This window comes from Thioclava sp. JM3 (assembly GCF_002213185.1).
Classification (GTDB): Bacteria; Pseudomonadota; Alphaproteobacteria; order Rhodobacterales; family Rhodobacteraceae; genus Thioclava; species Thioclava nitratireducens.
This window is the reverse complement of sequence record NZ_NBOB01000011.1, coordinates 44,988-70,923: the sequence shown is the minus strand read 5'-3', so window position 1 is coordinate 70,923 and position 25,936 is coordinate 44,988. Positions and strand designations below refer to the sequence as shown.

Sequence of the window (25,936 nt, the reverse complement as noted above, 5' to 3'; positions counted from 1 at the left end):
TTCACGAAGAACGGGTTGGTGTCAGTCTTCGTGATCAGGCAGGCGGTCGTCTCCGCCCAGGCCCCGGTCGCCATCAGACCAAGCGCCGTCGCTCCCAGAATCGCGGTTGTCTTCTTCATGTCAGGTCTCCTCCCTTGCTGAGATGCATTCAGTGCATCCATTGAAACTTCATGGAAAAGTTTTCTCGCGTCCGATCGGGATGCGCGTCGCACCCGCATTCACGATGCCGCGGCACCGCCGGCGAAGCCTCCTCCCTTCCCCGAAGTCACCAAGAGCTAGCGCCCGAAGCTTCCGTCTGTCAATAAAAACTTCCGGATGAATTTTTATTTAGAGCAAATTTTCGATGTTGCTTGCGCCCCTCCGGGCCGCCGCGTAGCATCCGATCACCCACGAACCACGCAGGACTGAGCTGCGTGACCTTCCCCGCCGGTGAGAGATGACGACAGCACGCCCCGACAAAACCCTGAATGCCGTTCCGCTCATGGGCACCAACCAGCTCACGGTAAGGGACCTTAACGAGCGTCTCGTGCTCCATCTGATCCGCCGCCACGGCACGCTGACGAAAGCCGAGGCGACCCGCGCGACCGGGCTGTCCGCCAACGCGGTCTCGGAGATATTCAAGGCGCTCGAGCAGGACGACCTGTTGCTGCGCGGCGACCCGGTCCGGGGCCGCGTGGGCCAGCCCTCCGTGCCGATGCGCCTCAACCCAGAAGCGAAACACTACCTCGGCCTGAAGATCGGTCGAAGCAGCTTCGACATGGTCGTGGTCGACTTTACCGGCGCCGTCATGGCCCGCCGCTCGGCGCGCCACGGCTTCCCGACCAGGACGGCGCTGGTCACCTTCATCAAGGACAATCTCCGCCCGCTGCTACGCTCGGCGAAACTGAAGCGTGAGGACGTGGATGCCAGCGGAATCGCGATCCCCTCCGAGCTGTGGCACTGGGCCGAGGACTTCGACGCGCCGACCGACGAGTTGGAGAAATGGCGCAGTTTCGACGCCCGCACCGAGCTCGCATCGCTGCTTCCCGGGCCGATCTCCGTCGAGAATGACGGCACCGCGGCCTGTCGTGGAGAGCTGGTTTTCGGACCGCCCACCGACAAGCAGGACTACATCTATTTCTTCGTCGGCACCTTCATCGGGGGCGGCGTCGTTCTCAATGGCAGCGTGTTTTCCGGGCGGTCGGGAAACTCAGGCGGCTTCGGGCCGCTGCGAATTCCCGACGAGCCCGGTGGCCACCGCCTGATCGACCATGCCTCGCTCTCTGTGCTCGAGCGCCTTCTGGCGGAACGGCAGAGCGACCCCGAACGGATTCACGACGACCGTGCCGACTGGTCGCCTCTCGAGCCTGCGCTCTCGCTCTGGATCACGCGCGCGGCCAGAAGCCTCGCCCATGCGATCGTCTCCGCCCAGGCTGTGATCGATTTCGAAGCCGTCATCATCGACGGCGCGTTTCCGCAAGATATCCGCGACAGGCTGGTGGCGGAGGTCGACCGGCATTTCTCGCGCCTCGATCTGCAAGGAGTCTATCACCCCAAAATCCGCGCAGGGCATTTCGGCTCGGTCATCCGCGCCGTGGGCGCCGCGGCTTACGCAATTTCCACCGAATTCATGATCGACCAGAATACCTTGCTCCGGAAAGCGCCTCCCGGGCAGTTGGCGCGGTAAACCCCCATCGCATGACGCGGTCACCCGCGAGCCGGCACGAGCGGCCCCGGGCAAACATTGTTTGCCGCCGCAGACGCCACGCGGAACCGGCATCCCGAATTCTGCGTGGCGCGCGGATCAGCGTCCTTTTCCGCGGGCGCGCCCGTTCCCTTCCCGTCCATTTCTGACGCATACAAACGCGATTCGACTGATTTTCGGCCAGCTGGAAGGGCTTTCCCATGCGGGCATGGCATCATCTCGCTCCGGCGCTGCCGGCATTCCACGGGCGCGAACAGATCCGGGCGGGCCTCGGGGCGCTGCTCGGCATCAGCCTCTGCGCCCTCGTGGTGAGCCTCGGCGCACGGTTCGGGCTTTCCTCGCTCTATCTCGTGGCGCCTCTCGGGGCGACGGCGGTGCTGGTGTTCGGCGTTCCGAACTCGCCCCTTGCGCAGCCGTGGTCGGCGATCGTCGGCAACGTCACCTCGGCCTTGGTCGCGCTGCTCGTGGCCCGCAGCCTGCCCGGCTCATGGTCGGTGGGGATTGCCGTCGGCGCCGCGATCACCGCTATGATGTTCGTGCGCGCGTTGCACCCGCCGGGCGGTGCCGTCGCCTTGCTGACCGCGCTCGATCCGACACATGCGCTCGAGATCGGACCGCTCTTTGCGTTGGTGCCGGTCGGACTGACGACCGCCACGCTGGTCCTTGCCGCGATCGTCTATAACCGGGCCACCGGGCGGGTCTACCCGTTCCGCCAGCCCGAGACGGAGCCGCCGGCGGATGCGCCGCCGCGGCTGGGATTGTCGAGCGCGCAGCTGGGCGAACTGCTCGACCGGTTCAATCAGACGGCCAATCTCGGGGTGGCGGATCTCGGGCGGCTGCTGGCCGCCGCAGAGGCCGAGGCGGCGCAGCACCGCTTCGACGGCACGACCTGCGCCGACATCATGACCACCGATCTCATCACGGTGCGCCCTGACACACCGCTGCCGGAGGCCGCGCGCCTGTTTCGCGCCCATGCCATCAAGAGCCTTCCTGTCATCGACGCCGAGACCCGGCTCTGCGGCCTCGTGCTGCAGGCGGATCTTCTCGACGAAGTCGCCGCGCAGGGCCGGCCGCGCGCCCTGCCCCGGCGGGCGCGGCCCCGCACCGTCTCGGCGGTGATGCGTTCGCCCGACCGCGCGGTCGCCCATGACCTGCCCGTCGGCACCCTTCTCAACCGTCTCGCGGCGCAGGGAACCGAGGTCGTGCCGGTGACGCGGGAGGGCCGTCTCGCAGGTATCCTCACCCGCTCCGATATCATCCGTCTGTTGCTGGACGGGGCCGACGACCGCGCAGCGGCGTAGGCGCGCCTGAAAAGGCGGCGCGCGATCGCGCGGGAGCGGCGGAGATCCCCCCGCCCGTCTGACACGTTCATTGGTTGGTAATATCGCCCTTGAGCGAATAGCCGATCATCAGCACGTCCTTGCGGGTCGTCTCGTCGACCTCATGCGCCGCAAGGACCGACATGATGTCGTCGATTGCGGCCATGTATTCGCTCGTGCTGATATTCATGCCGCGATGCGCCGCCACCATGTCGCGCCCGGTATATTGCTCGGGGCCGCCGCTGCCCGCGCCGAAGAACGCACAGAGTTGCGCCTTGGCGTCGTTCAGGTCGTCCGGCCTTTCGCGATACGGCAGGAAGCGGGCGCTGATCGCGGGGTTTTTCATATGCGCCTCGAGGACATCGTCGACGAGCGCCTTGATCCCGGGCTTTCCACCGAGCCGTTCGTAGAGAGTCTGTTCCATCGTTCTAGCTCCTTGCTGTCTGGAGGCCGTGGCCCCGGGCGCATTCGCGTCCGGGGCGCGACGGCTCATTGCGCGGCCTGCCGCACCTGCTGCGGCTGGATGTTGTGATTGACTCGGAAGAGGTTCGTCGGGTCGTAGCGCGCCTTGATCTCCTGCAACCGGTTCAGGTTTCCGCCATAGGCCTCGGCGAGGCGACCCGCGTCATCCGCGGGCAGGAAGTTCACGTAGACGCTCGGCGCCGCATCCGCCGCCGTGGCGTCGAACAGGTCGCGCGCCCAGCCGATGCAGTCCGCATCCTTCGCCGGGTCGTCCCAGCGGGTGTGGACGTTCATGGTGAAGTGGCTGTCGCGCTGCGGATAGGCGGTCGCGTCCGACGGGACGCGGGCCATTGCGCCGCCGACATGGGCGATGAAGATCTCGCATTGCGGATCGGGAAGCTCCTCCACCGCGCCGAGTATCGCCTCGATCGTGCCGCGGCCGAGCTTCAGGAAGTCCCGGCTCTTCCAGTAATTGCGCGCGCCGGGCGTCAGCAGCGGATCGAAGGCCGCCTGCCATCCGGTAAAGGGATGCGGGCCGATCACGTCGACGATGGGCGTGCCGAGGGCGCGCAGCTCCCGCATCGCCTCTTCGCCCTTGGCCATATCACCCACGTAACAGGCCGCGAAGATCAGCACCTCGCGCCCGTGCCAGTCCTCCGGCAGGAACGGCAGCGGCGGCGCCTTGCGCAGGACCGACCAGACCGTCAGCTCGTCCGGCGCCTTGTCGCATATCTCCCGGAACTTCGGCAGCAGAGTGGCGGCCTCCGCGAAGGGATGGATCACGAGGCCGGACAGAACCTCGGTGCCGATGGCGTGAGCTTGGAATTCGAAGGAGGACACCACCCCGAAATTCCCGCCCCCGCCGCACAGCGCCCAGAAGAGGTCCGGATGCTCCGTCTTCGAGGCCCGGATGCAGCGCCCGTCGGCGAGCACCACATCAGCCGACAACAAATTGTCCACGGTCATCCCGTATTTCCGGGTGATCCAGCCGAAGCCACCGCCAAGCGTCAGCCCCGCGATCCCGGTGGTCGAGTTCACGCCGACGGGCACGGCAAGCCCATGCACCTGCGACTCGCGATCGACGTCGCCCAGTGTCGCACCCGGCTCGGCCCGGACGGTCCCGGCTTCGGGATCGACATGAACCGAGCGCATGCCCGACAGGTCCAGCATCAGCGAGCCCTCCTCGACCGCGAGACCGGCGATCTGGTGGCCGCCGGACCGCACGGCCATCCGAAGTCCCTTTTCCTTGGCAAAGGCGACCGCGCTCTGGATGTCGCTGGCTCCCATCGCATGCACGACCAACCCCGGCTTGCGGTCGATCATCCCGTTCCAGATTGACCGCGCGGCGTCATAGCCTGCGTCTCCCTCGATCAGAGTTTTGCCACGCAAGGCGGCGGCAAGGGCCTCCCGGTCCGCGCCGGTGATCTTCTTGCGCGTGCCGTCCAGCCCGTTCATTTCAATGATATCCGACATGTCTTCCTCCCTCTGAGACCATGGCGCACGGCGACGCGATCTACCCCTTGAGCGTCTGCCGCGTTTCGATTGCTTGCGGTTCTGAAAGGATGAGCGCGCGGCGCGTCTCAAACCAGTGGCGAAACTGGACCGGCCCGCCCGAGCGGAGAGCATGGGCACGAAGCCGACTAAAGGAATCGCAATTCGTGCTATGCTGGAAACAGCCATGGAGGAGATCTCCGATGTCCAACGCCACCTACTTCCAGTTTTGCCCCGTCGCGATGGCGGCCGAAATCCTCTGCACCCGATGGACGATCGTCCTCGTGCGCGAGCTCGTGGCGGGATCGACGCGCTTCAACGATATCAGGCGCGGCGTTCCGCGGATGTCGCGCACCCTGCTCGCACAGCGCCTGCGGGAACTGGAAGCGGCCGGGATCGTCGAACGGCATCCTGTCGAAGGCTCTCAGGCTGTCGACTATCTCCTGACCGACGCAGGAAAGGACCTTCTGCCGGTTGTCGAGGCCTTCGGGATCTGGGGCCAGAAATGGGTGGAATCCGAGCCGTCTCTGGAACGGCTCGACGTATCTTTGCTGATGTGGGACATGCGCCGCAATCTCGATCCGGCGCCGCTTCCGCCGGGGCGCACCGTCCTCAATTTCCGGTTCCCCGAGCTTGCGGCGTCGAAATCCTCATGGTGGCTGATCGTGGAGGCGAGCGGCGATGTCGATCTGTGTCAGGTCGATCCGGGCTTCGACGTGGATCTTTTCGTCACGACGGATCTGCGCACGATGACAGAGATCTGGATGGGCCTCACCACCGTGTCGAAAGCCGCCCGGAAACTCGATCTCGACGGGTCTCGAGACGTTGTGGCCTCGATGCAGAGCTGGCTGGGCCTCAGCCCCTTCGCGACCGAGCGAAAACTGGCCTCCTGAGCCGCGTCGCCCTGCGCGGGCATGCCCAGGGCGCGCGGCGCACCCTCGCTTGAGCGAAGCCATCTCGACAGCGCTCCACCGTTTTCGGCCCGGCCGTCACAGTGGCGTGAGACGTGATCTGGGTCAAAACGGACCCTCCGCCAAACACGTTATCCCTCTTCTCGAAGGTCGAAACCTCAACACCGAGAAGGGAATAGAAGATGAAACTCACAAGACGCACCACCCTCGCACTCGCCCTCGCGGCTCTGCCGACGCTGACGATCACGCCCGCAATGGCCGCCGATCCCGCCACCGTGCAGGTCTCGCTCTGGGACAAGGGCGACAACGCGATGGACGATCTGGGACAATTGCCGCCCATGGGCTTCAACATGGCTGGCGCCGGCGAGCGGGTCTCGAAGGCGACGATGGGCGTCACCGCGACACCGGCGGTCGTGCCTGCGGGCAAGGTCACCTTCGAGGTCAAGAACGACTCGAAGGGCACCGTGCACGAGATGATCGTGGCCCCGGTCAAGAGCGCGACCGAGGAACTGCCCTATAACAAGGACGAGATGCGGGTCGACGAAGAGAAGGCCGGCCATCTCGGCGAGGTCTCCGAGCTCGATCCCGGTCAGAGCGGTTCGCTCACGGTGACGCTGAAACCGGGCGAATACATCCTCTACTGCAACATCCCCGGCCACTACGTCATGGGGATGTGGACGCTGGTCCGTGTAGAATAACGTCGACAGGTCCGGCGAGCGTCATGCAAAGGCACGGCCCCGGGGCGAGGCTCTAAGACTAAACCCCGAGGCCGGGACGCGGCGAAGGTCAGCCGCGCCCGCGATAGGGCGGAACACCCTGATCGGGAATCCAGACACCCTCGGGCATCGCCCCGGTTTGCCAGAATACGTCGATCGGGATACCGCCGCGCGGATACCAGTAGCCACCGATGCGCAGCCATTGCGGCTCGAGGAAATCCGCCAGCCGCCGCGCGATGGAGATCGTGCAATCCTCGTGGAACGCGCCGTGATTTCGGAACGACGTCAGATAGAGCTTCAGCGATTTCGACTCCACCAGCCACTGTCCGGGCACGTAGTCGATCACCAGATGCGCGAAGTCGGGCTGCCCCGTCATCGGGCAGAGCGAGGTGAACTCCGGCGCCGTGAAGCGGACGTTGTAGCTAATATCGGCCTGCGGGTTGCTCACCCGTTCGAGTTCGGCCTCCTCGGGGCTTGCCGGGATGCGGGTCGCGCCGCCGAGTTGCTTGAGATCGCTGTAGATCGAGTTGGTCATTTGGGTCTCCGATGGATCAGACGCCGCGCTTGTTGCCCCAGATCAGGACATGCAGCTGCGGCAAAATACGGGGGGCGAACCAGCGGTCCGCCATGGCGGTTTCCGTCAGCCAGCCCAGCCGGTCGGCAAGCGCCTGCGGATCGACCGGGACGTCCGGATCGACCTCGGGATTGCCCGGCTGAAGATAGAGCGGCAGATCGGGGTGACGGGCATGGGCGTCCTTGGCCCAATCGTAATCCGCACGGTCGAAGATCACGATCTTCATTACGGTGCTGCCGGCAGAGCGTCCGGCCGACACGCAATCGGCGAAGACGTCCCAATCGACCTGCTCCCCGCTCGAGGGCGGCTTCGGCGACAGCACCAGCGTATCCAGATCGCCGAACCACGGCCGCGCGACAGAACCCTGCGTCTCGCAGGCGAAGCGGTAGCCGGCGGCTCGCCCAAGCGCGATCAGCGGTCCGAAATCCTGAATGGCCGGGTTGCCTCCGCTGAGCGAGATCGTCAGCGGGCGGTCGCCCGACAGGCGGCGCAGCTCTGCCCAGACTTCCTCGGAACTCATCGGAGCCCATGTATGGCGATAGGCGCTCTCGACCGCGTGGAGACTGTCGCACCACGAACAGCGGTAGTCGCAGCCCCCCGCGCGCACGAAGAGTGTGGGCGCGCCAATCAGCGCGCCTTCGCCCTGAATGGTCGGGCCGAAAATCTCGGCGATGCGCAGCGTCGTCATGGACGGTATTCCGCCCAGGTCTTGGGCGTCTCGCTGACCAGCGCCGCGCTGGTCTCGGGCCACCGCGCCTTGCACCAGTCGTAGAAATGCTTGGCCATGTTCTCGGCGGTCGAAGGCACCTCCATCACATCGTTGAGGTGCCGATGATCGAAACTCTCGTCGATATAGGTCTTGAGCGGTTTCAGATCGTGATAGTCGCGTACGAACCCGTTCGCATCGAGCGTCGCGGCAGCCAGCTCGACGACGACGATGTAATTATGCCCATGCAGCCGCGCGCATTGGTGATCGTCGGGCAGATGGGCAAGCTGGTGTGAGGCGGAGAAGTGGAATTCCTTGCGGATGCGAAACATCAGCGGGCCTCCTTGTCGGCGACGGCCTTGGCCCAGAAATCGGGATCGGCATAGACGGTCGGGTCTTCGACGCCCGCCAGATGGAACGCCTCTCGCCGCTCGACACAGGTGCCGCAGCGCCCGCAATGCACCTCGCCGCCCTTGTAGCAAGACCAGGTCTCGGCAAAGGGCGTGCCGTGTCTGGCGCCCTCCGCCACGATGTCGGCCTTGGAGCGATGCACGAAAGGCGTATGCAGCCGCACATCGGCATAACCGTCGAGCGCCATGCGCTGCATCGCATCGAAAGCCTCGGTGAAGGCAGGGCGGCAATCGGGGTAAATGAAGTGATCGCCCCCATGGACCGCGGTCGCCACGGCTTGGTCGCGATTTGCGGCAGCCACGCCGAAGCCGATTGCCAGCATGATCGCGTTGCGGTTCGGGACGACAGTGATGCGCATCGTCTCTTCGGCGTAATGCCCGTCGGGCACGTCGATATCGTCGGTCAGCGCCGAACCTGTCAGCGCGGCCCCGATTGGGCGCATGTCGATAAGGTGATGCGGCACGCCCAGACGGCGCGCGGCGGCGGCCGCGTAATCAAGCTCCTTGCGGTGCCGTTGGCCGTAGTCGAAGGAAACGAGCCGCGTGAGATTGCCCTCAGCGGCGACGATATGGGCGAGCGACACGGAGTCGAGTCCGCCCGAGCAGATGACGAGAGTCTTCATTTTTGAACCCTTGTTTTGATGACCGGGTAGGCTGCGACCGGTTGAGCGGGCGTCTAAAGGAAGGACCGATCCGCCGCAAGGGCGCGCGCGTTGGTGCGTCAGAGGGAGGTCCCGGCGCGCAAGGAGGGCAGCGCCCCGCAAACCGGGCAAATTGGAACCGGCGCTTTACCCCAATTTTTCTTGGCTGCGAGCGATGCGGTGGCGATAGGCGTTCCTCCTGAATCCGGGCGAAGATCGCATCCCAGTCTCGACGCCTCGAGATCACACAGGATCAACTTCTGGCGCGCGCTCGCAAAAGGGCAGGCAATCGCTTCCGTCGTTCAAAAGGAGGCGGTAGCGTTATCTTCATGCGCGCTCGAACAGACACATTCCCTGACTGGGTTCCCCGAATTGAGACGGATCGGCTCTTGCTGAGGGCTCCGGTCGAAGAGGATTTCCCGGTCTATTGCGATTTCTTCGGCGACGCGGCGGCCTCCCGCTTCTATGGCGGGCCGCTGTCGCCCGCTGCGGCTTGGGCGAGACTGACGGCGGATGTCGGCCACTGGGTGCTTCGGGGGCACGGTGTCTGGGCGATCGACCTCGTCGAAGAACGGCGATGTGTCGGAACATGCGGCATCGTTCACGCCAACGGCTGGCCCCGCCACGAGCTGACATGGTGGATCGCGCGCGATGCCCGGCGCCGCGGGATCGCCGCCGAGGCGTCGCGAGGGGTGATCACATGGGCGTTGGATAATGGCTGGGACGCGGTGGAAACGCATATGCGAGACGAGAACGAAGCCGCTCAGCGCCTGACCGATAAGCTCGGTGGCGAACAGGTCGCCAGAGAGAAATTCCCCGACGGTATCGAGAGAAGCGTGTATCGGTTTCCCCGGCCCCGCGCTTGAAGCCCGGGCTCCGTTGACCACCCGACCACGCGGCGAGGGGCCACTTTTTCCGAGCGATAGCAAAAGGCGCCGCGCACCAGAGGCCGCGAGGTGGTGCCCATCCGCACATCGCGGCACCGCCGGCCTGATTATAGATAATAGTTAGCGTTTACGCCTCCGTGCACCTCGACCGGGCAGAGGCTTCATTGTTTTTTATTTTATTTCATACTCTTAGACGACCCCCAAAGCGCGCCGACAATAGATTTCTTTGCAAATTGAGATATGCCGCGCCGCGTCATCTTCTGACGACCACAGTCAAAAGATGGGTCGTCATGAAAGATCGCGCACATAAAATCTATAATCTTCCGCTGATGGACTTGCTGTCCCGCGCCCATGGCGTGCACAGGGCGAATTTCGATCCGAACAGGATCCAATGCGCCAAGCTGCTTTCGATCAAGACCGGAGGCTGCCCCGAGGATTGCGCCTATTGCGCACAGTCGGCGCGCAACGGCTCCGAGCTCAGCGCATCGAAATTGATGGAAGTGGAGAGGGTTCTTGCAGAAGCGCGCAAGGCCAAGGCGGCAGGCGCCACGCGCTACTGCATGGGGGCGGCGTGGCGCTCGCCAAAGCCACGCGACATGCCCGCGGTCATCGCCATGGTCGAGGGGGTCAAGGCGATGGGGCTGGAGACCTGCATGACCCTCGGGATGCTGGACGACGAACAGGTGGTACAGCTCAGGCAGGCGGGGCTCGATTACTACAACCACAACATCGACACCTCCGAGGAGTTTTATGCCTCCATCGTGTCGACGCGCAGCTTCGCCGACAGGATCGAGACGCTCGAGCGCGTGCGGCAGGCCGGGATCAATGTCTGCTCGGGCGGCATTCTGGGCATGGGCGAGACGGCGGAAGATCGCATCAGCATGATCCAGACCCTCGCCGATCTGCCGGAGCCGCCAAAATCCATCCCGATCAACCTGCTGATCCCGATGCCCGGCACCCCGATGGCCGACACGCCGCCGCTCGATCCGTTCGAGCTCGTGCGGGCCATCGCCACGACGCGGATACTCGCGCCGAGCTCCTATGTCCGTCTCTCTGCGGGGCGCAGCGCGATGTCCGATGAGCTGCAGGCGATGTGCTTCTTCGCGGGGGCGAACTCGATCTTCGTGGGCGACACGTTGTTGACGGCTGACAACCCCGAGGACAGCAAGGACGCGTTGCTCTTCGCCCGTCTCGGACTGGTCCCCGAGGCGCTGCCAGAGACTGCGGATCAGCCATGACCCCCTATCCTCGTCACGCCTCTCGCCTCGCGCAGCTCGAGGCGAGAGGGCGGCTTCGGGAACTGATCCCCGGCAAAGGGCTCGATTTCGCATCGAACGACTATCTGGGACTGCGCGACTCCGCGGAACTCGCCCAAAGCATCACGGACGCGCTGGCACGAGGTATCCCGGTGGGATCGGGCGGCTCGCGGCTGCTGCGGGGCAATGACGCGGAATTCGAGCGGCTCGAAACCGAAGCCGCCGCGTTCTTCGGGGCGGAAGCCTGTCTCTACATGGGCGGTGGCTTTCAGGCCAATCAGGCGGTCCTCACCTGTCTGCCGATGAGCGGCGATCTGGTGCTGCACGATGCGTTGGTCCACGCCAGCATGCACGAGGGGATGCGGCTCGGCGCGGCGGACCTGCGCAGCTTTCGCCACAACGACGCCCAGGACGCCGCCGCCCAGATCCAGAGCTGGCGTGAGCGTGGCGGCAAAGGCCGGGTCTGGCTGGCCCTGGAGACGCTCTACTCGATGGATGGCGACTTCGCGCCGCTGGCGGATTTCGTCGCGATCGCCCGGGACCATGACGCCACCCTGATCCTCGACGAAGCCCATGCGACGGGTCTCTACGGCGCCGATGGCCGGGGGCTCGCCCCGACGGGCTGCGACGTGCCGATGATCGTGATCCACACCTGCGGCAAGGCGCTCGGCGCGAGCGGAGCGCTGATCTGCGCCGACAGCGTGGTAATCCGAACCCTGATCAACCGGGCGCGGCCCTTCATTTATGCCACGGCGCCCTCGCCGCTGATGGCGGCGGCCGTCCGGCACTCGCTGCATCTGCTGCAAACCCAGCCGCGATGGGGAAACCATGCTGCAGCGCTCCGCCAGCACGCCTATCGTGCGGCGGAAAGCATCGGCCTGCACCATCACGGCAGTCAGATCATACCGCTGATCGTCGGCGAAGATCATGCCGCTACCCGTCTCGCGCAGGGGCTGCAGGCGGCGGGGCTCGACCTGCGGGCCGTGCGCCCGCCGACGGTCCCCAAAGGCACGGCACGGCTGCGCATCTCGCTTACGGGCGGGTTGCAGCCTCGCGACATCGACACCCTGTTCGGCACCCTGTCCACCCTTGCACCGGAGCTTACCCCATGACCTCACCCATCGTCGTCACCGGCACCGATACCGGCATCGGCAAGACCGTCTTCAGCGCGGCGCTGACATTGGCGCTTCAGGCGAGCTATTGGAAGCCTGTGCAGGCCGGGCTGGACGAGGAAACCGACAGCGAAACCGTCGCGCGGCTCACGGGGCGGCCCACCCTGCCGGAGGCATGGCGTCTGCGCACCCCGGCCTCTCCCCATCTCGCGGCGAGGCTGGACCGGGTTGAGATCGGTTCTCTGGAGCTGCCCGAGGTGAAAGGCCCGCTCGTCATCGAAGGCGCGGGCGGTGCGCTGGTGCCCTTGAACGGCAACCGTCTCTTTGCCGACCAGATGGCGGACTGGGGCGCGCCCGTGATCGTCGTCGCGCGGACCACGCTCGGCACGATCAATCACAGCCTGCTGACAATCGAAGCCCTGCGCGCCCGGGGCGTGCCCCTCGTCGGTATCGCCTTCGTCGGCGACGAGGTGGCCGACAGTCAGGACACCATTTGCCGCATCGCCGAGCTGCCGTCGCTGGGCCGCCTACCCTTCATGTCCGATCTGACGACACAAGGATTGCGCGATGCGGCCCGGCGGCTCGATCTCGATCGCATCCAGGGAGCACTGTGATGAAGGATATGGCTTTCGAACAGGCGCATGTCTGGCATCCCTATACCGAACGCGCCCGCCCGCAGCGCCTGCACAGGATCGTTGCGGCGGAGGGAAGCTGGCTGACCCGCGACGACGGGGGACGGATGATCGACGCCATGTCCTCGTGGTGGGCCGCGGCCTTTGGCCATGCGCCGGCGCCCCTCGTTCAGGCGCTGAAGGATCAGGCCGAGGTTCTCCCGCATGTGATGTTCGCAGGCCTCACCCATCAGCCCGTGATCGATCTCACCAGACAGCTCGTCGCGGCGATGCCCGCCGGGCTCGATCAGATCTTCTATTCCGACAGCGGGTCGGTCGCGGTCGAAGTGGCGGTGAAAATGGCCGCCCAGTCGCAGGTGAACCGAGGCCATCCCCACCGTACGGATCTCGCAACCGCGCGGGGCGGCTATCATGGTGACACGTGGAAGGCGATGAGCCTGAGCGACCCCGAGACCGGCATGCACGCCCAGTTCGGACGCGCCCTCTCAGCGCAGCACTTCGTATCGCGCCCGCCGATCCCCTTCGACGCGCAGTGGAGCGAGGATCCCGTGCGCAATGGGCTGGTAGAAGTGGAGACGCTGTTCCGCACCCACGGCGACCGCATCGCGGCCTTCATCATCGAACCCGTCGTTCAGGGAGCCGGCGGAATGCACTTCCATCACCCCGGTTACCTGCGCGGATTGCGCGCCCTGTGCGACCACTTCGGCATCCACCTGATCTTCGACGAGATCGCCACCGGGTTCAGCCGCACGGGGGCCGATTTCGCGATGGAGACGGCAGGCGTCACCCCCGACATCCTCTGCCTCGGCAAGGCGCTCACCGGCGGCATGATGACCCTCGCCGCCACGATCACGACCAAGGAGCTGGCCGCGACTGTCGGCGCCCTGATGCACGGCCCGACCTTCATGGCCAATCCGCTGGCCTGCGCCGTGGCCTCGGCGGCCATGGATCTGTGGAAAGGCCGCGACTGGTCGGCCCGAGCCCGCGCCATCGAGACACAGCTCGCCACCGAACTGGCCCCAGCCCGAGCCATGACGGGTGTTCGCGACCTGCGCACGCTCGGCGCGATCGGCGTCATCGAGATGGAGGCCCCGCTGCCCGTCGGTCGCGTGCACCGGTTCTGCATGGAAAGCGGTGTCTGGCTGCGTCCCTTGGGACGGCTCCTCTACGCCATGCCGCCCCTGAGCATCGAACCCGACGAGCTGAGCTGCGTCACCCATGCCATGCTCACCATTGCGAAGGGGCTTTGATGCGGGCGCGTTGGATCAGGCAGCGGAGGCACGCCCATCTGGTGATGTTCTATTCCGGCTGGGCCACTCAGACCGCCGAGATCGAACTTCTGGCAGGCGACAGTGACCTGTTGATCCTGAGCGATTACCGTGACGAAACCTTCGATCCCGCATGGATAGGGAGGCATGACCGGATCACGCTCGTCGCCTATTCGATGGGCGTGGCAGTGGCGGCGCGGCATCTGGGTGGTCTGCGCCCCGAGCGTGCCATCGCGATCTGCGGCGCGACCGACCCACGCCGCACCATCGGCGCGGACATTTATGACGGCACCCTCGCTGGACTCGATCGCCAGAGCCTTGCCCGCTTCGCGCGCCGCGCGGGGCTGCCGCAACCGCAGGCGCCCGACATTGCCGCATTGGGCGACGAGCTGCGCGCGCTCAGGGCTCGGCCCCCGGCGCCGGTCGGCGCATTTGACCGGATCATCGCGGCGCGCAAGGATCGCATCTTCCCCGCCGACGCGATGACCGCTGCCTGGCCAGGCCAGCCGATCGACTGGGTCGACACGGGCCATTTCCCGTTCGCCCACTGGCGGAACTGGCAGGAGATCATCGAATGAAAGAGCGTATCGCCGCAGCCTTCTCGCGCCATTTGGCAAGCTATGACGGGGCAGCCTCGGTTCAGGCCCGGATCGCGGCACGGTTGAGCGAACGCCTGACCCCGATGATGCAACGCGGGGCGCGGGTTATCGAGCTTGGCCATGGCACCGGCCTTCTGACGCGCCACCTTCTGCAGCTGGAGCCACGGGAAATCTGGCTCAACGACCTCGCAGCGCCGCTGCCCGATCTGCAATGGCCAGAGCGGACCCGCGTCCACGCCCTCGGCGGGGATGCGACCGAAATCGATTTGCCGGATCGCCTCGATCTGGTCGCCTCGACGTCGATGCTGCAATGGCTGGCCGCGCCGCGTGAACTCCTTCGCAAGGCGTCCGACACCCTCGTCCCCGGCGGGCTTCTCGCCGTCACCAGTTTCGGTCCCGGGAATTTCCCGGAACTCGCACGGCTGGGGCTTGCCGCGGGTGCCCCCTCCTATCGTGACGCGGACGGACTGAGCCACGACATGCCCCGGCACATGGAGGTGATCGCCGCGTGGGACGAGACCATCCGTCTGGATTTCCCCGATGCGCGGGCACTGTTCGGGCATCTTCGCGCGACCGGGGTCAACGGGCTGATGGGCGGGCAACTGTCGGCGCCGCGCCTGCGTCACCTGATGAAGCGGATGGACCGAGACGGCCCTCTGACTTTGACCTACCATCCGTCCTGCTGTATTGCCCGCATGCCCTGACCTTCGGCCCACACGCCCCCTTGAAAGTCCGAGACCATTCCTGCCGCGCCCACCCCCGACCTGATCGCCGACGAACTGGCCCGCCGCATCATTCGCGGCGAATTGATCGCGGGCGAACGTCTCCGGCAGGATTATGTCGCCGCAGAGTTCAACGTGAGCCATGTGCCGGTCCGCGAAGCCCTGCTCAAGCTGTCCGCGCGCGGGCTGGTGGTGTCCCGGCCCAACAAGGGGGTTCAAGTCGCGCCGCTGGATCCGCTGGCGCAGCGCGAGCTGAAACTCATGCGGCTGGCGCTCGAACCGCTCACGCTTCTGCACTCGGTGCCCAACCTGACGCCAGCACAGGTGCAACAGGCAGACGAGCTGCGTCAGGCCTGCGATCAGGCCTCCAATATCTACGACTGGGAAGAGCAGAATCGCGCGTTCCACATCAAGATCTACGAGGCCTGCGAGATGCCGCGCCTGCTGGAAGCGGTCGAGAACATGCAGAACCTCGCGGCCCGCTATATCCTCGTCCATTACCGCGCGCGCTGGCGCCCGCGCATCGACAAGGATCACCACGGCATCATGAGCGCGATCCGGCGTCAGGACGCCAAGTCCGCCGCCGCAATTCTGACGCGCCATCTGCAGCGGCTGAACTGAACCGGCCGCGCCGCACGCGGCCTCGACGCGGGAACCTCCGGCGCTGCATCACCCATCCGCCTTGGCGGCAAGCAAGGCGAGCGCCTCGAAACCGCGTTCTTGAAGAACGCGCGCGGCCCGCCACGCCCGAAGGCCCGAGGCGCAGCACAGAACGACCCGCTGACCGGAGGTGGGCTCCAGCGCCGTCAGTTCCGAACCGGGCAGCCTGACGGCCCCGGCGGAAATCGGCGAGCGCGCTTCGTCTTCACCGCGCAGGTCGACCACAAGATCGCCTTCACACAGCATGTCGGCCGACACAAACCGCAGCGGCCTTTCCGGCTCGGGCGTGCCGAGAAAGCTGAACCCGCCGAAGCAAAGCTCCGCCAGATCGGCGGTGAGCATCCGGCCCAAGGCGGGCGGGTCGGCCCCAAGGAGCACGCGCAGCGCGATCTGCGCCTGCAGCGAGCCGATCACACCAACCACCGGGCCCAGCACGCCCGCCGTGGCGCAGCTCGCGCCGGAAGCGGGAAGGTCCGGGAAGACCGCGCGCAGCGAGGGTGCCTCACCGCAAAAGCCGCCGACATAGCCGGTCTGGCCCAGAACGCTCGCGGAGATCAGCGGGGTCTGCGCCCTCAGGCAAGCATCGGAAAGGATGTAGGACACCGCGAAACTATCGGCGGCATCGATCACCAGATCTGCCTCCGCCGCGATCTTCTCTGCCCGTTGCGGCCCGAGCGCAGTAGCGCGCGCCTCGACCGCGATCTGTGGGTTGAGGGCGCGCAGCGCGTCGCGCGCGGCTTCGACCTTGGGGCGTCCGAGATCGGCCATCCGATAGAGCGGCTGGCGGTGCAGGTTGCTTTCCTCGACCATGTCGGAATCGAAGATCGTCAGCCGTCCCACGCCCGCCCCGGCGAGATATTGCAGCACCGGACAGCCCAAGCCCCCGGCCCCGATGACGGCAACATGCGCGGCAGCCAGCTTCGCCTGCCCCGCCGCGCCGATCTCGGGCAGGATCATCTGGCGGGCATAGCGGCTCATGGTGCGCAGACCTTCAGCCACGCGCGCACCCGCGCCTCCGGGTCGGGCGCCTGCTGGATATCGGTGACGACCGCGAGGCTGTCAGCGCCTGCCGCGAACACACCGGGCGCGCGCTCTGGCGTAAGCCCCCCGATCGCGACCAGCGGCACGCCCCCCGTCAGCGCCTTCCAGCGGGTCACGCGCTCCAGCCCCTGCGGCGCCCATTTCATCTTCTTCAGCTTCGTCGGATAGACCGGCCCGAGCGCCACATAGGCAGGGTCCTGCCCTAGCGCCCGGTCCAGCTCTGCCTCGTCATGGGTCGACAGGCCAAAGCGTATCCCGGCGCGGCGCAGCGCGGGCCAGTCCGCCGTGTCCATGTCCTCCTGCCCGAGATGGACGAAGCTGCAGCGCAGGTCGAGCGCCTCCTGCCAGTAGTCGTTTACCACCAGCTGCGCACCATGCACGGCGCAGATATCCCGCGCCCGCACAATCTGGCGGCGGGTCTCGGCGGGCGGGACGTCCTTGAGCCGCAGCTGCACCAGCCGGACGCCCTGCGGCACCAGACGCTCCAGCTGCGCGACATTCGAGGCGATCAGGTAGAACCGCTCCATCACATCAACTCCGCCAGCCCCAGAACCGGGGTCGAGGGCACGGCCATGTCGCGCCGCTCCATCGGATCGGCAAGATGCCCCGCACGACCCGCCTGCACCGCGAGCGCCATCGCGCGTGCCATGCCGACCGGGTCGCCGGCTTTCGCCACAGCGGTGTTCAAGAGCACCCCGTCCATCCCCAGCTCCATCGCCTGCGCCGCATCCGAGGGGCGCCCGACCCCCGCATCGACGATCAGCGGCACGGTCGGGAAATGCGCCCGCATCGCGCGCAGCGCATCGGGGTTGCGCAGCCCCTGCCCCGAGCCGATCGGCGCGCCCCATGGCATCAGCACCTCGCAGCCGGCCTCCAGCAGCCGCTCGCCGACGATCAGGTCATCGGTGGTGTAGGGAAAGACCTTGAAGCCATCGCGCGCGAGGGTCCGCGCCGCCTCGACGAGCGCGAAGACATCGGGTTGCAGCGTGTCGGCATGGCCGATCACCTCCAGCTTGATCCAATCGGTGCCGAAGACCTCGCGCGCCATCCGCGCGGTGGTGACGGCCTCCCGCGCCGAATGGCAGCCCGCGGTGTTGGGCAGCACCCGCATCCCGGTCTCGCGCAGCATGTCCCAGAACTGCGTGCCCGCGCCGTCCGTGGCCTCGCGGCGCAGGCTTACGGTGATGACCTCGCAGCCGCTGGCGCGGATCGCCTCGCACAAGATCGCGGGCGAGGGATATTGCGCCGTGCCCAGAAGCAGCGCCGAGGTGAGTTCGGTGTCATAGAGTTTCATCTCAGCCCCCCTGCATCGGTGCGAGCACTTCGAGCCGGTCGCCTTCGGTGAGCCGCGTCGCCGCGCGGTTGGCCCGGGGCACGAACTGTCCGTTCAGCGCGGTGGCGATGGCGGGATTGGCAAAGCCCAGCTCCGCCAGCGCGGCTGCGAGGTCCTGCGCGGCAATCTCATGCGGTTTCGCGTTGACGATGATCTGCATCGGAGCCTTCCGGAAAGAAATGTTGCGGGACACGGGCCGCCATCGCAGGCGCAAGCAGGAAGCCGTGGCGATAAAGCCCGTTGAGATGAAGCGTCCCGCCGTGCCTCTCGAGGCGGGGCAGGTTGTCGGGATAGGCCGGGCGCAGCCCTGCCCCGGTCTCGATCACGCTCGCCTCGGCAAAGCCGGGATGCAGCGTGAAAGCGGCGCTGAGCATTTCGGTCAGCGAGCGCAGCGTGATCGGGCGCGTCGCGGCGCTTTCGATCATCGTCGCGCCGATCATGTAGACGCCCTGCCCGCGCGGCACGAGATAGAGCGGGATGCGCGGGTGCAGCAGGCGCAGGGTGCGGGTGATCTCGACCTCCGGGCAGTGCAGGATCGCCATCTCGCCGCGCACCGGGCGCAGGTCAGGCAGGTCGGCGGCAAAGCCGGTGCAATCGAGATCCACCTGCGCGGGGGCCGTGGTTCCCAACACGATCTCGACCCCGGCGTCACGCGCGGCCCGCGCCAGATCGCGCAGCGCGCGGCGCGGGTCGAGATGCGCCTCCTCCGCGAAATACAGCCCGCGTGCGAACCGCCCCGCGAGGGACGGCTCCATCTCGGTGATCGCCGCCTGATCGAGCGTGCGATGGCCGGAGGTGCGGCGGGCGAAGCGCGTCAGTTCCGCACTGTCGCGCGGTGGGGCGAGGACCAACGTGCCGCGCCGCGTGACCGGCGTGATCTCGGCCCACCAGTCTGCCGCGCGCGCGCCCAGCGTGACCACCGCCTCCTCGGCGCTTTCGGCTTCGCACCACGGCGCCAGCATCCCGCCCGCATAGCGCGACACACTGCCCGCCCCGATCTCCTCTGCCGCCTCGAAGACCCGCACCGCAGCCCCGGCGCGCGCCAGTTCGAGCGCCGAGGACAGCCCCGCGAGGCCGCCGCCTGCGATGGTGATCATTCGCCCGACCCCTTGAGGGGCACATAAAGCTCCCCGCCTTCGCGGAACTTGGCGGCCATGCTCTCCATCCCCTCTTTCTGCGCCTCGGCGCGGATGTCGTGCGAAATCCGCATCGAGCAGAATTTCGGCCCGCACATGGAGCAGAAATGCGCGACCTTGTGGGCCTCTTTCGGCATCGTCTCGTCGTGGAATTCCCGCGCCGTATCGGGGTCGAGCGAGAGGTTGAACTGGTCTTCCCAGCGGAACTCGAAACGCGCGCGGCTCAGCGCATCGTCGCGCCGCTGCGCGCCGGGCAGCCCCTTGGCCAGATCGGCGGCATGGGCGGCGATCTTGTAGGTGATCACGCCGGTCTTCACGTCGTCGCGGTCGGGCAGGCCCAGATGTTCCTTCGGCGTGACGTAGCACAGCATCGCGCAGCCGAACCAACCGATCATCGCCGCCCCGATCCCCGAGGTGATGTGGTCGTAACCCGGCGCGATATCCGTGGTCAGCGGACCGAGTGTGTAGAACGGCGCTTCGTGGCAGCACTCCAGCTGCTTGTCCATGTTTTCCTTGATCTTGTGCATCGCGACGTGACCGGGGCCTTCGATCATCACCTGACAGTCCTTCGCCCAAGCGATCTTCGTCAGTTCGCCCAGCGTCTCCAGCTCGGCAAATTGCGCGGCGTCATTGGCATCCGCGATCGATCCCGGACGCAGCCCGTCGCCGAGGCTGAACGAGACGTCGTAGCGGCGGCAGATGTCGCAGATCTCTTCGAAATGCTCGTAGAGGAAGCTCTCCTTGTGGTGATGCAGGCACCATTTCGCCATGATCGAGCCGCCCCGGCTGACGATCCCGGTCACGCGCTCCACCGTCATTGGCACCATGTGCAGACGCACCCCTGCATGGATCGTGAAGTAGTCGACGCCCTGCTCGGCCTGTTCGATCAGCGTGTCGCGGAAGACCTCCCATGTCAGGTCCTCGGCGATGCCGTTCACCTTCTCCAGCGCCTGATAGATCGGCACGGTCCCGATCGGCACGGGGCTGTTGCGGATGATCCATTCGCGGGTGTTGTGGATGTTGCGCCCGGTCGAGAGGTCCATCACCGTGTCGGCGCCCCAGCGGATCGCCCAGACAAGCTTGTCGACCTCTTCCTCCATCGAGGAGGTGACGGCGGAAGTGCCCATGTTGGCGTTGATCTTCACGAGGAAATTGCGCCCGATGATCATCGGTTCGGATTCCGGGTGGTTGATATTGGCCGGAATGATCGCGCGACCCGCTGCGATCTCGTCGCGCACGAAATCCGGCGTCACGTAATCAGGCAGGTTTGCACCCCAGTCCTGCCCGTCGTGCGGTCCTACGGCCTCGCGCAGCTGGTTCTCGCGGATCGCGACGAACTCCATCTCGGGCGTGATGATGCCTGCGCGGGCATAGGCCAACTGCGTCACCGCGCGGTCGCCCTTGGCCCGCGTCGGGTGCGGCTTGACTGGGAATTCCGGCGTCAGCCGCGCCCCTTGGGCAAAGCCGTTATCCTCGGGCCGGACATCGCGCCCGGTATATCGCTCGACATCGCCGCGCGCCTCGATCCATGCCCGGCGCAGCGGCGCGAGACCGGCATTGATATCGGTCGTGACCTCGGCGTCGGTGTAAGGGCCCGAACTGTCATAGACCGGCAGCGGTGCTTCCCCGGCAGTGGGGTGCATGGCGATCTCGCGCATCGGCACGCGCAGACCTTCATGCAAAGCGCCCTCGACGTAGATCTTGCGCGACGCCGGCAGCGGACCGGTGGTGATCTTGGGGTTGGGAATGTTCATCGTTTCGGTGCTCCTCAAGCATTCGATCTCAAAGGACACCAATTGAGAGACGCTTGGGAAACCAAAGGCCGAACGGCCTTTTGTCATGGCTCGCAACGAGAGAAAGACTCTTCCCGGTCTGCGCGCCTAGCTTCCTACGCCAGTATCAACTGGGTCAGGTTCAAAGGGTCGCGTCACCGGGTTTTCACCCTGTCAGCCTCTCAGTCCCCTAAGCGGGACTCCCCTGCGTGATCCTGTTGTAGGAGCGAAGTGCGAACCTGGCAAGGCGCGTCCGCGCGACATCCGGCGGTCGTGATAGGCGCGCCCGGCGTCAGCGGTTCAAAAGCGCGCCGTCCATCCCAGCGAAACCCCCATCGCGGAACGCTTCCCGGGTTCGTAGACAAGCCCCGCGCCGAGACGACCGATCCCGGCCGTGCGCGAATAGCCGAACTGAAGGTCGGGCTGAGGTGCTGCGCTTTCGATATTCACCGAGGAGGTCGTCATCACCACCTTGTCGGAGCGCGCGTTTCCGACGGCGGCCCCGACGGCGGTCGGCACGCTCATCGTCATCTTGCCCGAGGCAAGCGAGATCGGCGTCGAAATCCCGATGGAGACACGATCATCGCCGGACAGAAACCCTGTCTTGCTCAGGCCCACGGCATAGGCGTTCGAGTGCAGCCCACTGCCGGAGCGAAGCAAACCGTCTCCGGAGAAGTTCGAACTGCCATTGGCCGCGGTGAACGCGAGAGAGGTGCCGTCACCGAGGGCGACGTTCATGCCGAGCTGAACGAAGCGGGTATCGCTGGACAGGCCGCCACCGAACGCGCCGCCCACCGAGGTTCCCAGGAAGCCGCCGTCTTCATGCAGGCTGCCGACGGTCATCGAGAGCTTGCCGGTGCCAAACCGGGCACTGAGCGAGCCGGCGACGTAATGCGAGGTGATATCGCCAGCCCCGCCGCCTGCCTGCGAAATCGACGCGGACAGCCCGTCGCCGAGGCCGATTTCGTAATGCAGCGCGGATGTGGCATCGAAAGATTTCAGGTATGGCGCGGCCATCGCGGCGCTGTCGACCCAGCCTGTTCCGGCAATCGCGGAACCGTCGCCGCGCGACAGTGACAAGGTGCCGGTGCCCGCGCTCAGATTGATCGCATCCGTCCGTCCCATCGCGAAGGCTTCCGTCGCGGCTCGGGCGGCGCTGGCATCCGCGTAATCCGCCACGAAGCTGCTGGTCGGCACATGATAGCCCCGATCAAAGGCATCGGTGACGATCATTCGCTGGTTGGAGAGCGTCGCGCGCAGGGCCCCGGCGACGCCGCGGCTTGCGCTGATCGCGCTTCGGGCTGCGGGCACGGAGGGGCCGTCGAGAGAGCTGGTCGTCTCGACCTTCAGCGTCCCGGTAGGTGCCTGTGCCTGCCGCAGATTGAGCTCTCCCCAGCCATAAACCGGGTCGATGCCGACCGCGCCGAGATCGGTCGCGCTGGTCTCGAGGATCTGCACGATTTGCTGACCTGTCAGCTCGGGGAATTCGCTCTTGAGCACCGCGACCGCGCCGGTGACATAGGGCGTCGCCATGGAAGTCCCGCTCATGTAGGCGTAATCGCCGCCGAGATCGCTCGGATAGGTCGAGAGGATGTTCACGCCCGGCGCCGCGAGGCAGTAATTCATCGCCTCGCCGCAGCGGTTGGAAAAGCTCGCGATCTGATGGTTGTTGTCGACGGCCACGACGCCGAGGATCGAGCCGTCCATTTCCGGGAAGTATTCCGGCAGGCCGACCATCACGCTGGGATTGGCGCCGCCATCGTTACCCGCAGCGAACACGCTGACCATGCCCGCTTTCGCGGCTGCATCGAGCGCGTCGATCGTGGCCGACCCGAGCTGCAGACGGATCTGGTCGGCGCTCGAAAACTGGTCGATCGTAAGCGTCTTGTCCGTGCTGTCCACATAGGACCAGCTGTTGTTCATCGAGGCGGCCCCGGCCTTGACCGACCGCGTGATCGCATCCGCATAGCTGCCCGCAGGCACCGAGCCTCCGACGCCTTTCAGGATCATCAGCGTGGACCCCCAAGCGATCCCCTCGATCCCCTGCCCGTTCTGCACACCGGCGATGATCCCGGCCACGTGCGTGCCGTGCCCGTCCGTGTCGGTGACATCGGAACTGTTGTCGAAATAGCTGTAGGAGAGGGCACCATCGATATTGTCGGCGAGATCGGGATGGGTCACATCCGTCCCGGTGTCGTAGACCGACACGAGTGTGCCGAACCCGTAGGCCCCTTCAGCATAACGATACGCCGCCTCGGTCTGAGCGAGACCGCCGCTCGCGTAATATTCCTTGGTCTCGAAGCTGCTGACGCTGCCGCCGGTGCCAAGACGCGGCGCAATGCCCGGCGATGGCGGCTGTGTGTCGCTCGCGCCTGAAGAACCCGAGGAACCGCCGCCGCCCGCCCCCGCAGCCGCGGCCAGCCCCACCGCACCGAGACCCAAGAGAAGCAGCATGCTGTTGGAGCCGGTCACCGTAGTGGAATTCGCGGCGATTCCCTGCGAAGAGGTGTCGGCCGCGCCGGGCGCCGCGGGACGGTCCTGCACCAGCCCGTAGGAGACCGTCGCACGGCCCGCCAGCCGGATGCGCTCGCTGAGGTCCCGCGCATGGGCCGCGGTCACGACAAGCGACGTCAAAGCCGTCGCCGCCAGCAAATATCCGCCTTTCATCAAAAGCCCTTTCGCTGAAAATTCAGCCCGTTGAGAGGATATTCCGGTCATCTTTGCCTGCATGGGAGCTGCGTTCCTGTACGTCCCCACACGCGTCGACAGCGCCTGTTTCCGGTGCCAATCCAACACGTCGGGATTTGTTGACGGCGATCTATCGCGCCACCGAGAACTCGTAAGGGGGGTCACTTTGAGGCGAACGAGGTGCCGACGATCCTTCGCCGAACCTCCCGAGGTCGCTTTCGCGAACGCCTTATGACCGAAATCGCAAAAGGGTGCCTGTCGGAAAAACGCCGAACACGAATAATTGAAGCCCGTCCCCAGTGGTCAGCAGGTCTGAACGGTGCCCTTCCGGCGCGGTCGCCGCGAGGCGTGCTTGAAAATCCGGCGCGCGGGTCCGACTATCGAGGGCGCAGCACGCAGGGATGGCTTGACGATGGAAGAGGACAGCGCCGGAGGCAGCCCCGCCTGCTTCGCCCATCTGCTGGTCGACGGACACCCCGTCGATCCCGAGACCGCCCGCGACGTGGCGCGGTTCAGACGGGCCGAGCGCGCGCGGCTGCTCAAGTTGCGCACCCTGTGCGCGGACGATCGAGAGCGCGCGACCGCCTGCCTGATCGAAGGTCTCGACCCGATCGTCGCCCCCCGAGCGGGCCAGACCGTCGCCGTCTACTGGCCGATCAGGGGCGAGCCGGACCTGCGACCGTGGATGTGCAGGGTCCACGAGGCGGGGACGCAGATCCTGTTGCCCGTCGTCACCGCGAAAGATGCGCCGCTGGAATTCCACACTTGGAGCCCGGACTGCCGGATGGCGCGCGGCATCTGGAACATCCTCGTGCCGGCTTCTGGCGAACCCAGACGCCCGGACGTGGTGATCGCGCCGCTCGTGGGTGTCGACGAGACCCTTCACCGCCTCGGCAACGGCGGCGGCTATTACGACCGGACGCTGGCACGGATCGAGACGCCGCCGCGGACCATCGGCGTTGGGTTTGCGGGCTGCCAACTGCCCACGATCTATCCGATGCCCTGGGACGTGCCGATGGACGAGGCGCTCTTGTCGGATGGGACGCACCTGAAGAGGTAGCGCGCTGAAGTATCTGCCTGTCAGGTGACAAAAAAGCTCCCCTCAACGTTCACCGATCGCCACGATCGGCAGCCCGCGACATTCAGTGCTCTCAGCGGGGACGTGCGCAGCCATGGCGCTTGACAGCGTCGGCGCGCGCGAGCATTCGGTCTTAAAAAAATGAAAATGCCGGAGGGTTTGCATCTTGCAGTTGACCAGACTTGTCTATTCATCCAGGCACCGCGATCTGCAGCCTGAAACCGTCGACGATATCCTCGAGAAATCCCGCATCAATAATTTGCGTGATGGCATCACGGGCGCCCTGATCGTCAGTGATCGCAGTTTCATGCAACTTCTCGAGGGTGAGCGGGACGCGGTCGCAAAATGTCTGCTCCGCCTGCTGGGCGATCCTCGGCACGACGATATCCGTATCTTATGTGCAGGGGACGCGGAACATCGCCTCTTCGCGGAATGGAGCATGCACCTGATCCAGACGTCCGGGATAAAACGGGAGATCCTGAGCCGCTACGAAATCGACGGCAGCTTCGCACCGGAAAAGATGACACAAGCGGCCATTGAGGATCTCTGCAAGGTTCTGTCGAAAGACGACTGGGAAGATATCGCCGCCTAGCAGGAAACGACCTCGCCGATCGTTCCGAAGATACCAGCCTTCGTTGAGGCGTCCGCCCTGCATCTCCAAAGGTTCGTCACGCCCCAGTGGGCGACATCCGCAGATCGGGGCCACCGCTCCTAGGACGGCCATAGCGCCCGGATCACACGGATCTTCCCGGCTCTTTCCTTGGACAGCGCCAAAGTCCCGCTATGTCTACGAGGACTCTTCGAGGCGATGCGAAGGCGGAGAGACAGAAACGGGGCG

At 65.9% G+C, this 25,936-nt stretch carries 27 protein-coding genes, 1 pseudogene and 1 riboswitch; of the genes and pseudogenes, 14 read left to right on the top strand and 14 right to left on the bottom strand.

Translation table 11 applies throughout. The features are described from left to right. Positions 1 to 119: pseudogene (locus tag B6V73_RS21190) on the bottom strand (sugar ABC transporter substrate-binding protein); the annotation flags it as partial. 317 nt (positions 120 to 436) lie between these two features. Between B6V73_RS21190 and B6V73_RS17850 the strand changes: the two are divergent. Next, positions 437 to 1,666: an ROK family transcriptional regulator gene (locus tag B6V73_RS17850; protein ID WP_088720566.1), complete on the top strand. Its 1,230-nt coding sequence runs from the start codon at positions 437 to 439 to the stop codon at positions 1,664 to 1,666. Between the two features lie 218 nt (positions 1,667 to 1,884). Further along, positions 1,885 to 2,985: an HPP family protein gene (locus tag B6V73_RS17845; protein ID WP_088720567.1), complete on the top strand. Its 1,101-nt coding sequence runs from the start codon at positions 1,885 to 1,887 to the stop codon at positions 2,983 to 2,985. 67 nt (positions 2,986 to 3,052) lie between these two features. Here B6V73_RS17845 and B6V73_RS17840 read toward each other — a convergent pair whose 3' ends face one another. After that, on the bottom strand, positions 3,053 to 3,427 hold the full coding sequence (locus tag B6V73_RS17840) for a group 1 truncated hemoglobin (RefSeq protein ID WP_088720568.1): 375 nt from the start codon (positions 3,425 to 3,427) through the stop codon (positions 3,053 to 3,055). Between the two features lie 65 nt (positions 3,428 to 3,492). Further along, entirely contained in the window at positions 3,493 to 4,938 is a 1,446-nt protein-coding gene (locus tag B6V73_RS17835) for an FAD-binding oxidoreductase (protein WP_088725991.1), read from the bottom strand. Between the two features lie 221 nt (positions 4,939 to 5,159). On the opposite strand from B6V73_RS17835, the gene B6V73_RS17830 reads away from it, so the two are divergent. Together B6V73_RS17830 and B6V73_RS17825 are read left to right on the top strand one after the other, a co-directional pair. Further along, positions 5,160 to 5,849: a helix-turn-helix domain-containing protein gene (locus B6V73_RS17830; RefSeq protein ID WP_088720570.1), complete on the top strand. Its 690-nt coding sequence runs from the start codon at positions 5,160 to 5,162 to the stop codon at positions 5,847 to 5,849. A gap of 200 nt (positions 5,850 to 6,049) precedes the next feature. Next, the gene (locus B6V73_RS17825; RefSeq protein ID WP_077701104.1) at positions 6,050 to 6,565 is read left to right on the top strand and encodes a plastocyanin/azurin family copper-binding protein; all 516 of its coding nucleotides are present in this window, start codon (positions 6,050 to 6,052) and stop codon (positions 6,563 to 6,565) included. 88 nt (positions 6,566 to 6,653) lie between these two features. Here the strand turns inward: B6V73_RS17825 and queF are convergent, their stop codons facing one another. The 4 genes from queF to queC are packed head-to-tail and all read right to left on the bottom strand — an operon-like array spanning position 6,654 to position 8,896. Then, the gene (gene queF / locus B6V73_RS17820; protein WP_075777284.1) at positions 6,654 to 7,118 is read right to left on the bottom strand and encodes a preQ(1) synthase; all 465 of its coding nucleotides are present in this window, start codon (positions 7,116 to 7,118) and stop codon (positions 6,654 to 6,656) included. 16 nt (positions 7,119 to 7,134) lie between these two features. Beyond that, on the bottom strand, positions 7,135 to 7,845 hold the full coding sequence (gene queE, locus B6V73_RS17815; RefSeq protein WP_088725990.1) for a 7-carboxy-7-deazaguanine synthase QueE: 711 nt from the start codon (positions 7,843 to 7,845) through the stop codon (positions 7,135 to 7,137). Further along, complete coding sequence (gene queD / locus B6V73_RS17810) at positions 7,842 to 8,195, bottom strand: 6-carboxytetrahydropterin synthase QueD (RefSeq protein ID WP_075777282.1); 354 nt, start codon at positions 8,193 to 8,195, stop codon at positions 7,842 to 7,844. The genes queE and queD overlap by 4 nt, the downstream gene beginning before the upstream one ends. Continuing rightward, entirely contained in the window at positions 8,195 to 8,896 is a 702-nt protein-coding gene (gene queC / locus B6V73_RS17805) for a 7-cyano-7-deazaguanine synthase QueC (protein ID WP_088720574.1), read from the bottom strand. The genes queD and queC overlap by 1 nt, the downstream gene beginning before the upstream one ends. Before the next feature lie 407 nt (positions 8,897 to 9,303). Here queC and B6V73_RS17800 point away from each other — a divergent pair, with 407 nt between their 5' ends. From B6V73_RS17800 to B6V73_RS17765, 8 genes are all read left to right on the top strand, one after another. After that, complete coding sequence (locus B6V73_RS17800; protein WP_240504172.1) at positions 9,304 to 9,780, top strand: GNAT family N-acetyltransferase; 477 nt, start codon at positions 9,304 to 9,306, stop codon at positions 9,778 to 9,780. Positions 9,781 to 10,091: 311 nt separating this feature from the next. Then, positions 10,092 to 11,039, top strand: coding sequence for a biotin synthase BioB (gene bioB, locus B6V73_RS17795; protein ID WP_088725988.1), 948 nt, complete (start codon positions 10,092 to 10,094; stop codon positions 11,037 to 11,039). Next, positions 11,036 to 12,169: an 8-amino-7-oxononanoate synthase gene (locus B6V73_RS17790; protein WP_088725987.1), complete on the top strand. Its 1,134-nt coding sequence runs from the start codon at positions 11,036 to 11,038 to the stop codon at positions 12,167 to 12,169. The genes bioB and B6V73_RS17790 overlap by 4 nt, the downstream gene beginning before the upstream one ends. Continuing rightward, a complete protein-coding gene (gene bioD, locus B6V73_RS17785; RefSeq protein WP_088725986.1) occupies positions 12,166 to 12,783 on the top strand; it encodes a dethiobiotin synthase in 618 nt (205 codons plus the stop codon). The genes B6V73_RS17790 and bioD overlap by 4 nt, the downstream gene beginning before the upstream one ends. Continuing rightward, entirely contained in the window at positions 12,783 to 14,051 is a 1,269-nt protein-coding gene (gene bioA / locus B6V73_RS17780) for an adenosylmethionine--8-amino-7-oxononanoate transaminase (RefSeq protein ID WP_088725985.1), read from the top strand. Before bioD ends, bioA begins: the two co-directional genes overlap by 1 nt. Further along, positions 14,051 to 14,647 (top strand): pimeloyl-ACP methyl esterase BioG family protein, encoded by a 597-nt coding sequence (locus B6V73_RS17775; RefSeq protein ID WP_088725984.1) that lies wholly within the window; start codon positions 14,051 to 14,053, stop codon positions 14,645 to 14,647. Before bioA ends, B6V73_RS17775 begins: the two co-directional genes overlap by 1 nt. After that, the gene (locus B6V73_RS17770) at positions 14,644 to 15,372 is read left to right on the top strand and encodes a methyltransferase domain-containing protein (RefSeq protein WP_088725983.1); all 729 of its coding nucleotides are present in this window, start codon (positions 14,644 to 14,646) and stop codon (positions 15,370 to 15,372) included. The genes B6V73_RS17775 and B6V73_RS17770 overlap by 4 nt, the downstream gene beginning before the upstream one ends. A 36-nt stretch (positions 15,373 to 15,408) precedes the next feature. After that, on the top strand, positions 15,409 to 16,011 hold the full coding sequence (locus B6V73_RS17765) for a GntR family transcriptional regulator (RefSeq protein ID WP_088725982.1): 603 nt from the start codon (positions 15,409 to 15,411) through the stop codon (positions 16,009 to 16,011). A 48-nt stretch (positions 16,012 to 16,059) separates the two neighbouring features. On the opposite strand, the gene B6V73_RS17760 is transcribed toward B6V73_RS17765, so the two are convergent. From B6V73_RS17760 to B6V73_RS17730, 7 genes are all read right to left on the bottom strand, one after another. Then, on the bottom strand, positions 16,060 to 17,028 hold the full coding sequence (locus B6V73_RS17760; RefSeq protein WP_088725981.1) for a HesA/MoeB/ThiF family protein: 969 nt from the start codon (positions 17,026 to 17,028) through the stop codon (positions 16,060 to 16,062). Beyond that, complete coding sequence (locus B6V73_RS17755) at positions 17,025 to 17,618, bottom strand: thiamine phosphate synthase (RefSeq protein WP_088725980.1); 594 nt, start codon at positions 17,616 to 17,618, stop codon at positions 17,025 to 17,027. The genes B6V73_RS17760 and B6V73_RS17755 overlap by 4 nt, the downstream gene beginning before the upstream one ends. After that, positions 17,618 to 18,385, bottom strand: a complete 768-nt coding sequence (locus tag B6V73_RS17750; RefSeq protein WP_088725979.1) for a thiazole synthase — start codon at positions 18,383 to 18,385, stop codon at positions 17,618 to 17,620. Before B6V73_RS17750 ends, B6V73_RS17755 begins: the two co-directional genes overlap by 1 nt. A gap of 1 nt (position 18,386) precedes the next feature. Next, on the bottom strand, positions 18,387 to 18,584 hold the full coding sequence (thiS, locus tag B6V73_RS17745) for a sulfur carrier protein ThiS (RefSeq protein ID WP_088725978.1): 198 nt from the start codon (positions 18,582 to 18,584) through the stop codon (positions 18,387 to 18,389). Beyond that, positions 18,553 to 19,521, bottom strand: coding sequence for an FAD-dependent oxidoreductase (locus B6V73_RS17740; protein ID WP_088723035.1), 969 nt, complete (start codon positions 19,519 to 19,521; stop codon positions 18,553 to 18,555). Before B6V73_RS17740 ends, thiS begins: the two co-directional genes overlap by 32 nt. After that, positions 19,518 to 21,314, bottom strand: a complete 1,797-nt coding sequence (gene thiC / locus B6V73_RS17735; protein ID WP_088725977.1) for a phosphomethylpyrimidine synthase ThiC — start codon at positions 21,312 to 21,314, stop codon at positions 19,518 to 19,520. The genes B6V73_RS17740 and thiC overlap by 4 nt, the downstream gene beginning before the upstream one ends. A gap of 114 nt (positions 21,315 to 21,428) precedes the next feature. After that, a riboswitch (TPP riboswitch) is annotated at positions 21,429 to 21,549 on the bottom strand. Between the two features lie 83 nt (positions 21,550 to 21,632). Continuing rightward, on the bottom strand, positions 21,633 to 23,999 hold the full coding sequence (locus B6V73_RS17730) for a S8 family peptidase (RefSeq protein ID WP_168174932.1): 2,367 nt from the start codon (positions 23,997 to 23,999) through the stop codon (positions 21,633 to 21,635). A gap of 433 nt (positions 24,000 to 24,432) precedes the next feature. Between B6V73_RS17730 and B6V73_RS17725 the strand changes: the two genes are divergently transcribed. Next, complete coding sequence (locus B6V73_RS17725; protein ID WP_088725975.1) at positions 24,433 to 25,080, top strand: 5-formyltetrahydrofolate cyclo-ligase; 648 nt, start codon at positions 24,433 to 24,435, stop codon at positions 25,078 to 25,080. 184 nt (positions 25,081 to 25,264) lie between these two features. Next, on the top strand, positions 25,265 to 25,690 hold the full coding sequence (locus tag B6V73_RS17720; RefSeq protein WP_168174931.1) for a BLUF domain-containing protein: 426 nt from the start codon (positions 25,265 to 25,267) through the stop codon (positions 25,688 to 25,690). The last annotated feature ends 246 nt before the right edge of the window (positions 25,691 to 25,936 follow it).

Coding starts and splice junctions, on each gene's coding strand:
- B6V73_RS17750 (WP_088725979.1), bottom strand. CDS start 18,385: ATGAAACTCTATGACACCGAACTCACCTCGGCGCTGCTTCTGGGCACG.
- B6V73_RS17825 (WP_077701104.1), top strand. CDS start 6,050: ATGAAACTCACAAGACGCACCACCCTCGCACTCGCCCTCGCGGCTCTG.
- bioD (WP_088725986.1), top strand. CDS start 12,166: ATGACCTCACCCATCGTCGTCACCGGCACCGATACCGGCATCGGCAAG.
- B6V73_RS17840 (WP_088720568.1), bottom strand. CDS start 3,427: ATGGAACAGACTCTCTACGAACGGCTCGGTGGAAAGCCCGGGATCAAG.
- thiS (WP_088725978.1), bottom strand. CDS start 18,584: ATGCAGATCATCGTCAACGCGAAACCGCATGAGATTGCCGCGCAGGAC.
- B6V73_RS17740 (WP_088723035.1), bottom strand. CDS start 19,521: ATGATCACCATCGCAGGCGGCGGCCTCGCGGGGCTGTCCTCGGCGCTC.
- B6V73_RS17835 (WP_088725991.1), bottom strand. CDS start 4,938: ATGTCGGATATCATTGAAATGAACGGGCTGGACGGCACGCGCAAGAAG.
- B6V73_RS17770 (WP_088725983.1), top strand. CDS start 14,644: ATGAAAGAGCGTATCGCCGCAGCCTTCTCGCGCCATTTGGCAAGCTAT.
- queF (WP_075777284.1), bottom strand. CDS start 7,118: ATGACCAACTCGATCTACAGCGATCTCAAGCAACTCGGCGGCGCGACC.
- bioA (WP_088725985.1), top strand. CDS start 12,783: ATGAAGGATATGGCTTTCGAACAGGCGCATGTCTGGCATCCCTATACC.
- B6V73_RS17725 (WP_088725975.1), top strand. CDS start 24,433: ATGGAAGAGGACAGCGCCGGAGGCAGCCCCGCCTGCTTCGCCCATCTG.
- bioB (WP_088725988.1), top strand. CDS start 10,092: ATGAAAGATCGCGCACATAAAATCTATAATCTTCCGCTGATGGACTTG.
- queD (WP_075777282.1), bottom strand. CDS start 8,195: ATGTTTCGCATCCGCAAGGAATTCCACTTCTCCGCCTCACACCAGCTT.
- B6V73_RS17755 (WP_088725980.1), bottom strand. CDS start 17,618: ATGGAGCGGTTCTACCTGATCGCCTCGAATGTCGCGCAGCTGGAGCGT.
- thiC (WP_088725977.1), bottom strand. CDS start 21,314: ATGAACATTCCCAACCCCAAGATCACCACCGGTCCGCTGCCGGCGTCG.
- B6V73_RS17830 (WP_088720570.1), top strand. CDS start 5,160: ATGTCCAACGCCACCTACTTCCAGTTTTGCCCCGTCGCGATGGCGGCC.
- queE (WP_088725990.1), bottom strand. CDS start 7,845: ATGACGACGCTGCGCATCGCCGAGATTTTCGGCCCGACCATTCAGGGC.
- B6V73_RS17775 (WP_088725984.1), top strand. CDS start 14,051: ATGCGGGCGCGTTGGATCAGGCAGCGGAGGCACGCCCATCTGGTGATG.
- B6V73_RS17850 (WP_088720566.1), top strand. CDS start 437: ATGACGACAGCACGCCCCGACAAAACCCTGAATGCCGTTCCGCTCATG.
- B6V73_RS17845 (WP_088720567.1), top strand. CDS start 1,885: ATGCGGGCATGGCATCATCTCGCTCCGGCGCTGCCGGCATTCCACGGG.
- queC (WP_088720574.1), bottom strand. CDS start 8,896: ATGAAGACTCTCGTCATCTGCTCGGGCGGACTCGACTCCGTGTCGCTC.
- B6V73_RS17730 (WP_168174932.1), bottom strand. CDS start 23,999: ATGAAAGGCGGATATTTGCTGGCGGCGACGGCTTTGACGTCGCTTGTC.
- B6V73_RS17760 (WP_088725981.1), bottom strand. CDS start 17,028: ATGAGCCGCTATGCCCGCCAGATGATCCTGCCCGAGATCGGCGCGGCG.
- B6V73_RS17790 (WP_088725987.1), top strand. CDS start 11,036: ATGACCCCCTATCCTCGTCACGCCTCTCGCCTCGCGCAGCTCGAGGCG.